The organism is Agrobacterium sp. 22-214-1 (assembly GCF_053522465.1).
Map to the genome: position 1 here is coordinate 1,717,756 of NZ_JBNWCK010000001.1, position 14,311 is coordinate 1,732,066.

Below are 14,311 nucleotides of genomic sequence, written 5' to 3' on the forward strand. Positions count from 1 at the left end.
CTTAAAAGGCGTCGATAAAATGCTGCGGCAGGCGTCGCGGCAAAACGGCGATGATATCGAAACGCAGCGAAAACCGCGCGGCATCCTTGCGACGGGCAAGCCATAGATCGGCCGCCGCCCGAATGCGTTGCTGCGAATGGAAACCGACGGCATCCACGGCACCTTCGCCGGACGTTCGCGCCTTGACCTCGACGATGGCGACGAGGTCCTTCTTGCGGGCGATGAGATCAATTTCCCCCAGCCGGGTGCGATAACGAATGGCGAGGATGCGATATCCCTTCAGCAGCAGATAAAGTGCCGCCCAATATTCTGCGGCATGGCCGCGTCGCTCGGCCTTGCGCCTTTTATTGCTTCGCCCGTCAGCGGCCATCCGTTTCCTTCATATCCAGCAGCCTTTGATAAAGCTCCTTGCGCGGCAGGCCCGTCAGCTTGGCGGCTTCGCCTGCCGCCTTGGCGGCGGGCATGGTGGCAACGAGATCCTTCAGCAGCTTCTCGACATCCTCGATATCGGGAATCTCGTCATAGGAGGGCGGTTCCACCAGAAGCACGATCTCACCCTTCACCACACGGTCGCCACCGTAATAATCCGCAAGCTCGCCCAGCGTGCCGCGCCGGAACTCCTCGAAGGTCTTGGTCAGCTCGCGGCAGACCACGGCGCGGCGGTCGTGGCCAAGAACTTCCGATGCCACCTTGACGGAAGCGCCGATGCGATGCGGCGATTCAAAGAAGATCAACGTGGCCGGAATTTTCGCGAGTTCGGCAAAACGGTCGCGCTTGCCCCGATCCTTCACCGGCAGGAAGCCTGCAAACAGGAAAGAATCGCTCGGCATTCCCGAACCCACGAGGGCGGCGAGCGGCGCGGATGCTCCCGGCACCGGTACGACACGATGCCCGGCCTCGAGCGCGAGATGGCCGAGGCGGTAACCGGGATCGGAAACGAGCGGCGTTCCGGCATCCGAGACCAGCGCCACGGATTTTCCCGCCTCAAGCGCCGCAATGAGCTTCGGCCCCGCTTCGTTTGCATTGTGCTCATGATATGCGAGCGGGCGGGTGCGGATGCCGTAACGTTCGAGCAGGATGCGGGTGACGCGGGTATCCTCGCAGGCGAGGACATCGGCCGAGGCCAGCGTTTCCAGCGCGCGGATGGTGATATCGCCAAGATTGCCGATCGGCGTGGCCACGAGATAAAGCGCCGGCTCCAGCGGCCGCGCCGGAATGGTGGCCGTGCCGATCCTGAAACTCTTTGTCGCATCTCTCAAGTCGCTATTCGATATTTCTTCCGTCACACGGCTTCCAATCATTCTGGCCAATTATTCGCGGCCGGTCGCTCTGGTTTCCTCTCTTTATGGGCAATAGAAAACCAGCGAACAAGGTCCACGGACGTCCCCAGCCTGTGGATCATGCTATATAGCAGCAAAATGACCCGCGGCAGATGCACTCGGCTCTTGCATTTCCTGCAATAACTCTGCCATTTTGCCCGTCCACATTATCCGGCTTTCTGGCCGGTGAAGACTCTTCTTGCCGATCCGGCGGTGGCCGGTTCGCAACGGTTGAAAGCGGTAGCGTCCATGCGTATTACTCTTGAGCGGTCGAACCTTCTGAAATCGCTGAACCACGTCCACCGGGTCGTCGAGCGTCGCAACACGATCCCGATCCTGTCCAACGTCCTGCTGCGCGCATCCGGCGCCAATCTGGACATGAAGGCGACCGACCTCGATCTCGAAATCACCGAAGCGACACCGGCCATGGTGGAGCAGGCAGGCGCCACCACCGTGCCGGCGCATCTGCTTTATGAAATCGTGCGCAAGCTGCCGGACGGTTCCGAAGTGCTTCTGGCGACCAACCCGGACGGCTCCTCGATGACGGTTGCCTCCGGCCGTTCGAAATTCTCGCTGCAATGCCTGCCGGAAGGGGACTTCCCCGACCTCACGGCCGGCACCTTCAGCCACACCTTCAAACTGAAGGCGACCGATCTGAAGATGCTGATCGACCGGACGCAATTTGCGATCTCGACCGAAGAAACGCGCTATTACCTGAACGGCATTTTCTTCCATACCATCGAAAGCAATGGCGACCTGAAGCTGCGCGCCGTCGCGACCGATGGTCACCGCCTGGCGCGCGCCGATGTGGATGCGCCTTCCGGCTCCGAAGGCATGCCGGGCATCATCATTCCGCGCAAGACCGTCGGCGAGTTGCAGAAGCTGATGGACAACCCGGAACTGGAAGTCACCGTCGAAGTCTCGGATGCGAAAATCCGCCTGACCATCGGCTCGGTCGTTCTGACCTCGAAGCTGATCGACGGCACCTTCCCGGATTATCAGCGCGTTATCCCGACCGGCAACGACAAGGAAATGCGGGTCGATTGCCAGACCTTCGCGCAGGCTGTCGACCGCGTCTCGACCATTTCCTCCGAGCGCGGCCGCGCTGTGAAGCTGGCGCTGACAGAGGGGCAATTGACGCTAACCGTCAACAATCCGGATTCGGGAAGTGCTACGGAAGAAGTCGCTGTTGGCTACGACAATGATTCGATGGAAATCGGCTTCAACGCCAAATATCTGCTCGACATCACCTCGCAGCTTTCCGGCGACGACGCGATTTTCCTGCTGGCCGACGCCGGCTCGCCGACGCTCGTTCGCGACACCGCTGGCGATGATGCGTTATATGTTTTGATGCCGATGCGCGTTTGAAACGGGACTTTTTTGCAGGTTTCATCAAAAAAGCCGGTGGAACGCTTCACCGGCTTTTTTTGATTCGGCGACGGTGTATTTCGAACCGTAAGCGAATTTTTCCAGTTACGACATTTTGCCTTGTTTTTGCGCCAAATGGGATCAACATTGCGTAACAGTTTTTTGACAATGACCAAAAGCATCTGAGGGAACTATGGCACTTAACCTGAAGCAACGGCTTGAACAGAAATTTGAAGAAGAAATCCGCTTTTTCAAGGGCATGGTCAGCCAGCCGAAAAAAGTCGGGGCCATTGTGCCGACATCGTCCATCACGGCGAAAAAAATGGCGAGTGTCATCAATCCCCATTCCGGCCTGCCTGTTCTCGAACTCGGCCCGGGCACGGGCGTCATCACCAAGGCCATTCTGGCGCGCGGCATCAAGCCGGAGAACCTGACCGCCATCGAATATTCGACCGATTTCTACAATCAGCTGCTCAGGAGCTATCCGGGCGTCAATTTCGTCAATGGCGACGCCTTCGATCTCGATGCGACGCTTGGCGAACACAAGGGCCAGATGTTCGACAGCGTCGTCTCCGCGGTGCCGATGCTGAATTTCCCCATGGCCGCCCGTATCAAGCTTCTCGACGAATTGCTGAAGCGCGTGCCCCATGGCCGCCCCGTCGTGCAGATATCCTATGGCCCGATTTCCCCCATCGTCGCGCAGCCGCACCTCTACCACATCCGCCATTTCGATTTCATCGTGCGCAATATTCCGCCGGCGCAATTGTGGACCTACACGCGGGCCTGATCTTCGACAGAGTGCCGGAACCTGTCATTTCCCGGTCGTGACGAATGGTTAGGGTGTCGATTTGCCCTTTCCATCGCCTTTGAGGACCGATTGCCATGCATGCGCTCTACATCACCCACCCCCAGGTCAAGATCGATCCGGCTGTTTCCGTTCCCGAATGGGGGCTTTCGGACAGGGGTGTCGAGCGGACGCGCGAGGCAAGCCGCCTGCCCTGGGCACGGTCATTGCGCCGCATCGTTTCCAGCGCCGAGACCAAGGCGATCGAAACCGCCCGCATCCTGGCTGAAACCTCCGGGGCGGAAATGGATATCGTCGAGGCGATGCATGAAAACGACCGGTCCGCCACCGGCTTCCTGCCGCCGCCGGAATTCGAAAAGGCGGCGGACTGGTTCTTCGCCCATCCCGAGGAAAGTTTTCACGGCTGGGAGCGTGCAATCGACGCGCAGACGCGGATCGTCAGGGCGGTCAAAGCCGTTCTTGACCGGCACGACCCGCAGCAGCCGATTGCCTTTGTCGGCCACGGTGGCGTGGGTACGCTTCTGAAATGCCATATCGAAGGCCGCGGCATCAGCCGCAGCAAGGACCAGCCGCCCGGCGGCGGCAATCTCTTTCGCTTCCCCATTGCCGACTTTTCACTTGCAGCCGCGTCCCCCACATGCGACTGGACGGCAATGGAAACATGGCAGGGATAAGACAATGACCGCGCGCGAAAAACTCATCGTCGGGCTGGATGTTCCGACTGTGCAGCAGGCCGAAGACATCGTGTCGAAAATCGGCGACGAGGTTCTGTTCTACAAGATCGGTTATCAGCTGGTCTTTGCCGGCGGTCTCGAATTCGCGCGCGACCTTGTCCGGAGCGGCAAGAAGGTTTTTCTCGACATGAAACTGCTCGATATCGACAACACCGTCGCCTCCGGTGTCGAAAACATCGCCCGCATGGGCATGTCGATGCTGACGCTGCATGCCTATCCCAAAGCGATGCGCGCTGCCGTCAAGGCCGCCGAAGGCTCCGGTCTCTGCCTGCTGGGCGTCACCGTGCTGACCTCAATGGACGACGTCGACCTCGCCGAGGCGGGTTATGCCTCTGACGCCCGTTCGCTGGTGCTGCGCCGGGCGGAGCAGGCACGCGAGGCGGGCATGGGCGGCATCGTCTGTTCGGCGGAAGAATCGACCGCCGTGCGCGAAATCCTCGGCCCGGACCTTGCCGTCGTCACCCCCGGCATTCGCCCGGCCGGCGCGGATCTCGGCGATCAGAAGCGGGTGATGACACCCTACGACGCCATCAAGGCCGGATCGAGCCATCTGGTCGTAGCCCGCCCGATCGTCAGGGCGGAAGACCCGAAAGCGGCGGCCCGCGCCATTCTTGACGACATGCTGCGTGCCAGCTTTCCGGCCAATCAGTAACGACAATCGGAGGAGATGAAATGGCAAAGGGATATTGGATCGCCCGCGTCGATGTGCGCGATAGTGAGCGTTACAAGGACTATGTCACGACGGCTAAGCCCGCTTTCGAGCGGTTCGGCGCCAATTTCCTGGCCCGTGGCGGCGCGCTGACCGAGCTGGAGGGCAAGGCGCGTGCGCGCAACGTCGTCATCGAGTTTCCCTCGGTGCAGCACGCCATCGACTGCTATAATTCTCCCGAATATCAGGCCGCGGCCAAAATCCGCCAGGAAGTCGCGGATGCGGAGATGATGATCGTCGAAGGAATTTGACGACCGTCAACCGCATTTCCCAAACCGTCTTCCAGCCTCGCGACAACATCTCTTCACGCGCGCGCGGCTTTGGGCTAAGAGACTGAAAAACGCTTTATCGACAGCTTCTGAGGAGCCTCCCATGACCTTGGCCAACCTTCCACCCCTCGTCACCGTTTTCGGCGGTTCGGGTTTTGTCGGGCGGCATGTCGTGCGGATACTTGCGAAGCGCGGTTACCGCATCCGCGTCGCCGTGCGCCGCCCGGATCTCGCCGGTTTCCTGCAGCCGCTCGGCAATGTCGGCCAGATTTCCTTCGCCCAGGCGAACCTGCGTTATCGCGATTCCATCGTCAAAGCAGTGGAAGACGCCGACCATGTGGTCAATTGCGTCGGCATCCTGACCGAAAGCGGTCGCAACACCTTTGACGCCGTACAGGAATTCGGTGCGAAAGCCATTGCCGAGGCGGCCCGCGATGCCGGCGCCACGCTGACGCATATCTCCGCCATCGGCGCGGATGCCGGTTCGTCGACCGGTTATGGCCGCACCAAGGGCCGCGCCGAGGCCGCCATTCATTCCATCCTGCCTGGCGCCGTGATCCTGCGCCCGTCGATCATTTTTGGACCGGAAGACGATTTCTTCAACAAGTTCGCAAAGATGGCCCGCAGCATGCCGTTCCTGCCGCTGATCGGTGGCGGAAAAACCAGGTTCCAACCGGTCTATGTCGAGGATGTCGCGGAAGCCGTCGCCCTTGGCGTCGATGGCAAGCTGAAGCCCGGCGCGATCTATGAATTCGGCGGTCAGGATGTCATGACGTTCCGTGACTGTCTCGAGGCGGTTCTTGCCGCAACCTATCGGGAGCGTCCCTTCGTCAACCTGCCCTTCGGCGTCGCGTCGATGATTGGCAAGATCGCTTCAATGGTGCCGCTGATTGCGCCGCCGCTGACGCCCGATCAGGTGACCATGCTGAAGAAGGACAATGTCGTTTCCACTGACGCCGAAAAGAACGGCCTGACACTGGAAGGCATCGGCATCAGCCCCGTTCGCGTCGCGTCCATTCTGCCTTCCTACATGGTGCAATACCGCCCGCACGGCCAGTTCTCCAATGCCGGAAAAGCGGCCTGAAGCCCATCTTCAGCCTCATCGATCATAAACGAAAGCGGGAGCCATTCCCGCTTTTTGTTTTTGCGCAATTCAATTGCAACCAAACCGCTATTCGTGCATTTTCCCCTCAACTGCAGGGGAGGTATTGAATGAACCAGGGCTGTTTTGCAGAGCCGGGTAAAAGTTAACGGCGGTCCGGCCTCCACAGGCAAGCGTGGCACAAGCGCAACTGTGGAAAAGACTTCGTATTAACCCGGTATTCAACAAGCTGCTTTATTGATATTCGCCACATTCCAAACATATCCCGACCACTCAATTCACACACGGCGGCATGATCCGCGCGAACGAACGTCTGAAAGGCAATCATAAAATGGGCAGATCTATCGCACTCTTTTTTGCGTGTGCGGCTTTGGTGGTTCTGGCGGGTTCTTTCATGGCGCCGGGAACGGTTGCAGCGGGCAAGAGCGGTTGCGCTCCCGCCTACGGCGTCGACCCCTGCGCAACGGCTTCGATCAGCACCAACTGATCGGCCTTTAAAAGTTTCAAAGAAAAAGCGCCGCCGGTTCTCCGGGGGCGCTTTTTCTTTTTCTGTTCGTTCGTCGCGGACGGAGATTATTCCCGCCCCTAGTTCAACCCAGAACCAGAAGCGCGATCAGTCCCAGCGAACCGATGGCGATGCGCCACCAGGCGAAGGGTGCAAAGCCCCGCCGCGATACGAAATCCAGCAGGGAGCGAACGACGAAGAGGCCGGAGACGAAAGCGGCGATGAAACCCACGGCTATCAGCGCGCCGTCATCGAAGCTCAGCGCATCGCGGTTCTTGTAAAGATCGAGCGTGAAAGCGCCGAGCATGGTCGGCATCGCCAGGAAGAACGAAAATTCGGCGGCGGAGCGCTTGTCCGCTCCCATCAGCAACGACCCAACGATTGTGGCGCCGGACCGCGACGTGCCGGGAATCATCGCAAGGCACTGGAAGAGGCCGATCTTGAAGGCAAGCGACGGCGGATAATCCATAATGTCGGTATATTTCGGTTTCAGCGGCATGCGGTCGACGCCGAGCAGAATGACGCCGCCGATGATCAGCACCACGCAGATGAGCATCGGCGTTTCAAACAGCACGGTCTTGATGAAGTCATGCGCCACAGCGCCGATTATCGCCGCCGGCAGGAAAGCGAGAGCGACGGCCAGCACGAAGCGGCGCGCTTTCGCGCTTGTCGGCAGAGCGAGCGCAATCGACACAAGCTTTTGAAAATAAACAAGAAGGATCGCAAGGATCGCACCAAGCTGAATAAGAACGGCAAAGGTGTTGCCGGGTGATTTGAAGCCGAGGAAATGCCCGGCCAGCAGCACGTGCGCCGTTGAGGAGACGGGAATGAACTCCGTCAGACCCTCGATAATGCCCAGCAGAAGCGCGCTGATGATCGATTGGTCACCCATGAGGTATCCTTCTTTTCAGGGGGAAAGTGGCAATGGAAGGCAATTGCGTTAAACTTGTTTTAAAGTAGCCAAGCTCTTATAGCGTCTTGATGAAGCGAAACTGAAAAAGTTTTTCGGCAAATGCCGATCATGACAACCAATCGTAAAAATTGAGTACCGATGCCAACTCTCTATCACTCTCCGATGTCGACCGCATCCCGGTTCGTTCGTCTGATCCTCGCGGAATACGGGTTCCAGACCGATCTCGTGGAGGAGCAGCCGTGGGAAAGACGGCGGGAGTTTCTGGCGCTCAATCCGGCCGGCACCCTGCCGGTCTATCTGGACGACAATATGCGCTCGCTGAGCGGGCCCTATGTGCTTGCGGAATTTCTTGACGAAACGCATGGGGTTCTGAAGCGCGACCGTCGGCTTCTCGCCGAAGACCCGTTTCAGCGTGCGGAAATTCGCCGCCTGACGGAATGGTTTCTGCAGAAGATGGAAAACGACGTGACCCGGCCGCTGGTGCGGGAACGGGTCTATAAATTGCAGATGACGGCGGCGCAGGGTGGCGGACCGCCGGATTCCAAGCTGCTGCGCACGGCCCGCAACAACATTCGCCAGCACATCAAATATCTGGAATGGCTGGCTGGCTCACGCACCTGGCTTGCCGGCGACCGGTTGAGTTATGCCGATCTTGCCGCCGCTGCCGCGGTCTCGGTGCTGGACTATCTCGGTGAGATCAACTGGCTCGAAGCGCCGATTGCCAAGGAATGGTATCAGCGGGTGAAATCCCGGCCCGCCTTTCGGCCGTTCCTCAGCGAACGCATTCCGCGCCTTGCCCCTTCCTCCCACTACGCCGATCTGGACTTCTGAGGCCTGGCCTCCCGGTTATTTGCTGTGGCCTGCGGCTGTATCTAAAGCATATCGTTGTCCCGAAACCGCTGCACACTTTCGGGCGACATGCATTATATATGCCGCAGAATAACCCGCAGGAGAGACGACCATCGACGTCGCGAGCGAAAAGCAGCGGATACGCGCGCGTAAACTGACGGACTTCGTTCGTCAGGAAGCGCTTTCGCTTGGCTTCGATCTGTGTCGCATCACCGCGCCGGACAGCATTCCGCTCGCGCCGGAACGGCTGAGACAGTTTCTCGACAAGGGCTATCACGGTACGATGGCGTGGATGGAGGAAACCGAGGCCCGCCGGGCAGAGCCGAAAACGCTCTGGGGAGACGTGCGCTCCATCGTCATGTTCGGGCTGAACTACGGCCCCGAGGAAGACCCACGCGGCCTGCTTTCCAAACCCGACAAGGCGGCCATTTCGGTCTATGCCCGCAATCGCGATTATCACGACGTCATCAAGGGGCGGCTGAAGGAAATCGCCACCCGTTTTGCCGCGCGCGCCGGCGAGGATGTGAAAGTCTTTGTCGATACCGCACCCGTAATGGAAAAACCGCTTGCCGCCGCCGCCGGTCTCGGCTGGCAGGGCAAGCATACCAATCTCGTCAGCCGTACCCATGGTTCGTGGCTGTTTCTCGGTAGCATGTTCACCACGGCCGAACTCTGTCTTGACGAGGCTGAGAGGGACCATTGTGGCTCCTGCCGCGCCTGTCTCGATGCCTGTCCGACGGCCGCTTTCCCCGCACCCTATCAACTGGATGCGCGCCGCTGCATCTCCTATCTCACCATCGAGCACAAGGGGCCGATCCCGCACGAATTCCGGCCGATGATCGGCAATCGCATCTATGGCTGCGACGACTGCCTTGCCGCCTGTCCATGGAACAAGTTCGCGGCCAGCGCCTCCGAGATGAAATTGCAGGCGCGCGAGGATCTGAAGGAACCGTCCATCGCCTTCCTGCTCACGCTCGATGACGCCGCCTTTCGCAGTTTCTTCAGCGGTTCGCCCGTCAAGCGCATCGGCCGCAATCGCTTCATCCGCAATGTGCTGATCGCGGCGGGAAACTCCGCCGACCGGCAATTCGTGGAACGATGCAAGGCGCTTGCCGAAACCGACCCTTCGCCCGAAGTACGCGGCATGGCCGCATGGGCTTTGTCACGGCTTATGGACAGGGACGAATTCCGTACATACTCTGCCGGTCGCGCGCCGGAGCCTGATCCGGAAGCGGAGATGGAATGGCAACTGGCAGAGGCGTGACGCATGCATGTGATGATTTTCGGCGCGGGATATTCGGGGAAAGCCATCGCTAACGCGCTGAGAACCGAAGCAGCAAGCGTTTCCGGCACCACACGCAGCCAGGAGAAGTTCCCAAACCTCGCCGCCGCAGGCATGACGCCGTTGCTCTTCGACGGCGTTCATCTCAATGACGAACTCGTCGCCGCAATGGGCAACATCACGAATCTCGTACAATCCGTCGCGCCGGGCAAGGATGGCGATCCGCTGCTTGCGCTTCTGGACGGCGATCTGAAAAAGCTCATGCCCAATCTGAAATGGGTCGCTTATCTTTCCACCGTCGGCGTTTATGGCGACCACGGCGGCGCCTGGGTGGACGAGACAACGCCCTGCCGCCCGGTCTCCGCGCGATCCGTGGAACGGGTGGCTGCGGAAACCGCCTGGACTGCGGCAGCGGAAAAGGCGGATGTGCCGCTTTCCATCCTGCGCCTTTCCGGAATTTACGGCCCCGGACGCAATGCCTTCATGAATTTCGAGAAGGGAACGGCGCGGCGGCTGGTCAAGAAAGACCAGGTGTTCAATCGCATCCGGGTCGAGGATATCGGTGCCGCACTTGCCTTTCTGGCACGGAAAAACGAACGCGGCATCTTCAACGTGACCGACGACGAACCCTGCCCGCCGCAGGATGTGGTAAGCTTCGCAGCAGCGCTGATGGGTGTGGAACCGCCACCCGAGCAGGCCTTCGAGACCGCCGATCTGACACCGATGGCGCGCTCTTTTTATGGCGAGAACAAGCGCGTTTCCAATGCCAGAATACGCGATCTCGGCTTCGATTTCCGCTTTCCGGAGTACAGGTTCTCCCTCAGACAATTGTGGGAAAACGGCCTCTGGCGGGGCTGAAAAACCCCCTCTCGAAAAGCGATGAAAAATCCTTCCAATCCCGCTTTTGCGGATGGTTTTCGTCTTATTTCAGCCAATTAGGATTTTATTAACCATCCAAAAATCACTAAAATCGTAGTCATTAGAAAAATATTTCACTCACATTTCGTGAACTGGATTCACGAAGCCGTGACCTGCAACAGCATTTCCGTTATCCATTGATTCTGCGTTATTTTTTGCAGCTTTTGGCCGGGATGCCGTGCCGACAGCTTTCCGGCTAACGATCACGAATATTACAGACTGTAACAGTTCGTGATTTGAGGTCAGCTTTTTTTCGCCATTTTTCCCTCGCCCTACAATCTCGCATCAAAAGGCGTTCAGGCCAGTTCATGGCCGTTTAGCAAGGGCACAATCAATCGGCGCGGGGCCGATTTTCAGGGAAGCACAGTTTGTTGAATATCCGTCGTATAACTTTCACCGCTGCAACTATCGCCGCCTGTTCCATCATTGCGCCTCTTCAGGCGAATGCGGCAAATGGTTGTGGAGGCGCATCGTGGTATGCGTTGACCTCCAAGACTGCTTCGGGCGAGCGCATGAACGCCGCCAACCTGACCGCCGCCCACCGCTCGCTGCGGTTCGGCACCAAGGTCAAGGTGACCAATGCGCGCAATGGCAAGGCCGTTGTGGTGCGCATCAATGACCGTGGGCCGTTCATCAAGGGCCGCGTTCTCGATCTTTCCAAGGCAGCCGCCAAGAACATCGGCATGATCAACTCCGGCACCGCCAAGGTCTGCTACGAGGTCGTCAAGGCCGATTGAGCCTTGCCCTCGCCGCCATTCGCGTCTACCAACCGGGCTTAGCACAAGAACGAGGTAGACAATGCGTTTAGGCGGGCGTTTGGCCGGAGCAATCGAAGTATTGGCGGATATTGAGGGACGCAGGCGTCCCGTCGCCGATGCTCTGAAAGATTGGGGCCTTGCCCATCGTTTCGCCGGTTCCGGCGACAGGGCTGCAATCGGCAACATCGTCTATGACGCGCTGCGTATGAAACTGTCGCACGCCTGGCTGATGGATGACGACAGCGCTGCCTCGCTTGGTTATGCCGTGCTGCTGCGCCAATGGGGCAAAAGCTTTTCGGACCTTTCGGCGGAATTCGACGGCGACAAATTCGCCCCAGCCGCACCGGATGAACAAAGGCAGCAGGCCTTTCTGTCCCGTTCCCTCAGCGATGCACCGGCCCATATTCAGGGCGACATACCCGAATGGGTGCAATCCTCCTTCGAAACCGCCTTTGGAGAGCGCTGGCTTGCCGAGGCGCAGGCGCTGAACGAGCGGCCCACGCTTGATCTGCGCGCCAACACCTTGAAAGCGACGCGCGACAAGGTGCTGAAGGCCCTGGAGGAAAGCGGCGCGGAAGCCACGTATACCGCCCGGCAGGGCGTGCGCATCCCCGCCGGCGAAGGTCCTTCCCGCCTGCCGAACGTCACCGCCGAACTGTCCTTCCAGAAGGGCTGGTTCGAAGTACAGGACGAGGGCTCCCAGATCGTTGCCGATCTTGCCGGCGCGCATGAAGGCGAGCAGATCCTCGATTATTGCGCGGGCGGCGGCGGCAAGACGCTGGCCATGGCTGCCAGCATGAACAACAAGGGTCAGGTCCACGCCTTCGACGCCGACCGCAAGCGCCTTGCGCCGATCATCGAACGGCTGAAGCGGGCCGGCACGCGCAATGTGCAGGTGCACGACCGCGCCTCCGGCCTGACGCCGTTTCAGGACAAATTCGACCGCGTTCTGGTGGACGCGCCCTGCACCGGCACCGGGACATGGCGTCGCCGGCCCGACACCAAATGGCGGCTGACGGCCCGCAATCTGGAAGAGCGCGTGCAGCAGCAGGGCGAGGCGCTCTCACAGGCCAAGGGGTTCGTACGCCCGGGCGGAGAGCTGCTTTATGTCACCTGTTCGGTTCTGCCCGAAGAAAACGAACAGCAGGTAAGGCGTTTCTGCGCGGAAAATCCGGAATTTTCCATCGGCTCCGCACTGGAACGCTGGCAGACGACTTTCGGCGGCAACGCGAATAAACCGCATTCTTCCGACGGCAAGACAGTGACGCTGACGCCTGCAACCACAGATACGGATGGCTTCTTCTTCTGCTTGATGAAACGCAAAGCATAACGCTGTCTTTGCAAGCACTGATTTTACTTGGAAAACAACACCAGGTCTTGTTTTAAAGCATTCTAAACTAGAATGTTTGACACAAGTTTGTGATTGGGTCAGAACTCGCTTGCCGCGGCGCGAAGTCATTTCGCGCCTGCCGAAGGAGAGGGATCATGATCCGCAAAACCATTCTCAGCGCTTCTTTTGCGCTTCTCGCCGCATCTGCGGCTTTCACCGCGCTCCCAGCCCGGGCCGCCACCGACGCGGCCGCCGTCGTCAAGCATTATGCCGATGTCGCGCATGCGAAATATGAGGATTCGCTGACCACGGCGAAGGCGCTGGACAAGGCCATCGATGCGCTGATCGCAACGCCGAGCGAAGAAACCCTGAAGGCCGCCCGGGAAGCATGGATCAAGGCCCGCGTTCCCTATCAGCAGTCGGAAGTCTATCGTTTCGGCAACCCGATCGTCGACGATTGGGAAGGCAAGGTGAATGCCTGGCCGCTGGATGAAGGTCTGATCGACTATGTCGACGGTTCTTACGGCACGGAAAGCGACGAGAACGAGCTTTACGTTGCCAACATCATCGCCAATCCGAAGATCAAGATCAGCGGTGAAGAGGTCGACGCCTCCAAGATCACCCCGGAACTGATCGAAAGCCTGCACGAGGCGGGCGATGTCGAAGCCAATGTGACGACCGGTTACCACGCCATCGAATTCCTGCTCTGGGGTCAGGATCTGAACGGCACCGGACCGGGCGCAGGCAACCGCCCCTACACCGATTACGACAAGGCGAAATGCACGAACGGCAATTGCGACCGCCGCGCTGACTACCTGAAATCCGCCTCGACCCTGCTGGTCAAGGATCTTCAGGAGATGGTGGATGCCTGGGCGCCGGAAGGCGAAGCCACGAAAACGGTGGAAGCCGATCCGAAAGCGGGCCTGACCGCCATTCTCACCGGCATGGGTTCGCTCTCCTATGGCGAGCTGGCGGGTGAGCGCATGAAGCTTGGCCTTCTGCTGCACGATCCGGAAGAGGAGCATGATTGCTTCTCCGATAACACCTACAATTCGCATCTTTACGACGCGATCGGCATCGCCTCGGCCTATACCGGCGACTATACCCGCGCAGACGGAACGAAGATGACGGGCGCCTCGCTGTCGGAACTGGTCGGCGCCAAGGACAAGGCGCTGAACGACGAGATGCTGGCGAAGCTGAACAAGACGCTCGACGCCATGCATGCGATGGAAAAGCGCGCGCAGACCGTCGAGGCCTATGACCAGATGATCGGCGAAGGCAATAAGGAAGGCAACGCCGTGGTTCAGACGGCCATCGACGGCCTTCTCGATCAGACGAAGACTGTCGAACGCGTCATCGCGGCACTCGATCTTGGCAAGATCGATCTCGAGGGCTCCGACAGCCTCGACAATCCGAACGCCGTCTTCAAATAAGCGGTAAAACGGGCCGC

General features: G+C 59.3%; 15 protein-coding genes. 12 read left to right on the forward strand and 3 right to left on the reverse strand.

Translation table 11 applies throughout. The features are described 5' to 3' along the window. Nucleotide 1: 1 nt before the first annotated feature. The gene (locus ACQZ5G_RS08630) at nucleotides 2-370 is read right to left on the reverse strand and encodes a YraN family protein (protein ID WP_003520112.1); all 369 of its coding nucleotides are present in this window, start codon (nucleotides 368-370) and stop codon (nucleotides 2-4) included. Beyond that, nucleotides 360-1,301 (reverse strand): 16S rRNA (cytidine(1402)-2'-O)-methyltransferase, encoded by a 942-nt coding sequence (gene rsmI, locus ACQZ5G_RS08635; protein WP_448737198.1) that lies wholly within the window; start codon nucleotides 1,299-1,301, stop codon nucleotides 360-362. The genes ACQZ5G_RS08630 and rsmI overlap by 11 nt, the downstream gene beginning before the upstream one ends. 267 nt (nucleotides 1,302-1,568) lie before the next feature. Here rsmI and dnaN point away from each other — a divergent pair, with 267 nt between their 5' ends. From dnaN to ACQZ5G_RS08665, 6 genes are all read left to right on the forward strand, one after another. After that, a complete protein-coding gene (gene dnaN / locus ACQZ5G_RS08640) occupies nucleotides 1,569-2,687 on the forward strand; it encodes a DNA polymerase III subunit beta (RefSeq protein WP_448737197.1) in 1,119 nt (372 codons plus the stop codon). 193 nt (nucleotides 2,688-2,880) lie between these two features. Continuing rightward, a complete protein-coding gene (gene pmtA / locus ACQZ5G_RS08645) occupies nucleotides 2,881-3,474 on the forward strand; it encodes a phospholipid N-methyltransferase PmtA (protein WP_003520115.1) in 594 nt (197 codons plus the stop codon). Between the two features lie 95 nt (nucleotides 3,475-3,569). Beyond that, nucleotides 3,570-4,166 carry a histidine phosphatase family protein gene (locus tag ACQZ5G_RS08650; protein WP_448737196.1) on the forward strand — a complete coding sequence of 199 codons (597 nt, stop codon included), beginning with the start codon at nucleotides 3,570-3,572 and terminating at the stop codon, nucleotides 4,164-4,166. A 4-nt stretch (nucleotides 4,167-4,170) separates the two neighbouring features. Next, on the forward strand, nucleotides 4,171-4,878 hold the full coding sequence (gene pyrF / locus ACQZ5G_RS08655; RefSeq protein WP_448737195.1) for an orotidine-5'-phosphate decarboxylase: 708 nt from the start codon (nucleotides 4,171-4,173) through the stop codon (nucleotides 4,876-4,878). 20 nt (nucleotides 4,879-4,898) lie between these two features. Continuing rightward, nucleotides 4,899-5,186 carry a DUF1330 domain-containing protein gene (locus ACQZ5G_RS08660; protein ID WP_003520118.1) on the forward strand — a complete coding sequence of 96 codons (288 nt, stop codon included), beginning with the start codon at nucleotides 4,899-4,901 and terminating at the stop codon, nucleotides 5,184-5,186. A 121-nt stretch (nucleotides 5,187-5,307) separates the two neighbouring features. Next, nucleotides 5,308-6,288: a complex I NDUFA9 subunit family protein gene (locus tag ACQZ5G_RS08665; protein WP_448737194.1), complete on the forward strand. Its 981-nt coding sequence runs from the start codon at nucleotides 5,308-5,310 to the stop codon at nucleotides 6,286-6,288. Nucleotides 6,289-6,896: 608 nt separating this feature from the next. Here the strand turns inward: ACQZ5G_RS08665 and ACQZ5G_RS08670 are convergent. After that, on the reverse strand, nucleotides 6,897-7,703 hold the full coding sequence (locus ACQZ5G_RS08670) for an undecaprenyl-diphosphate phosphatase (protein WP_448737193.1): 807 nt from the start codon (nucleotides 7,701-7,703) through the stop codon (nucleotides 6,897-6,899). Nucleotides 7,704-7,862: 159 nt separating this feature from the next. Between ACQZ5G_RS08670 and ACQZ5G_RS08675 the strand changes: the two genes are divergently transcribed. From ACQZ5G_RS08675 to ACQZ5G_RS08700, 6 genes are all read left to right on the forward strand, one after another. Further along, entirely contained in the window at nucleotides 7,863-8,555 is a 693-nt protein-coding gene (locus ACQZ5G_RS08675) for a glutathione S-transferase family protein (protein ID WP_448737192.1), read from the forward strand. Between the two features lie 130 nt (nucleotides 8,556-8,685). Beyond that, entirely contained in the window at nucleotides 8,686-9,837 is a 1,152-nt protein-coding gene (gene queG, locus ACQZ5G_RS08680; protein ID WP_448737592.1) for a tRNA epoxyqueuosine(34) reductase QueG, read from the forward strand. A gap of 3 nt (nucleotides 9,838-9,840) precedes the next feature. Further along, the gene (locus tag ACQZ5G_RS08685; protein WP_448737191.1) at nucleotides 9,841-10,713 is read left to right on the forward strand and encodes an SDR family oxidoreductase; all 873 of its coding nucleotides are present in this window, start codon (nucleotides 9,841-9,843) and stop codon (nucleotides 10,711-10,713) included. 428 nt (nucleotides 10,714-11,141) lie between these two features. After that, nucleotides 11,142-11,510 carry a septal ring lytic transglycosylase RlpA family protein gene (locus tag ACQZ5G_RS08690; RefSeq protein ID WP_059759243.1) on the forward strand — a complete coding sequence of 123 codons (369 nt, stop codon included), beginning with the start codon at nucleotides 11,142-11,144 and terminating at the stop codon, nucleotides 11,508-11,510. Between the two features lie 61 nt (nucleotides 11,511-11,571). After that, nucleotides 11,572-12,861, forward strand: coding sequence for an RsmB/NOP family class I SAM-dependent RNA methyltransferase (locus ACQZ5G_RS08695; protein ID WP_448737190.1), 1,290 nt, complete (start codon nucleotides 11,572-11,574; stop codon nucleotides 12,859-12,861). A gap of 155 nt (nucleotides 12,862-13,016) precedes the next feature. Beyond that, nucleotides 13,017-14,294: an imelysin family protein gene (locus tag ACQZ5G_RS08700; RefSeq protein WP_448737189.1), complete on the forward strand. Its 1,278-nt coding sequence runs from the start codon at nucleotides 13,017-13,019 to the stop codon at nucleotides 14,292-14,294. The last annotated feature ends 17 nt before the right edge of the window (nucleotides 14,295-14,311 follow it).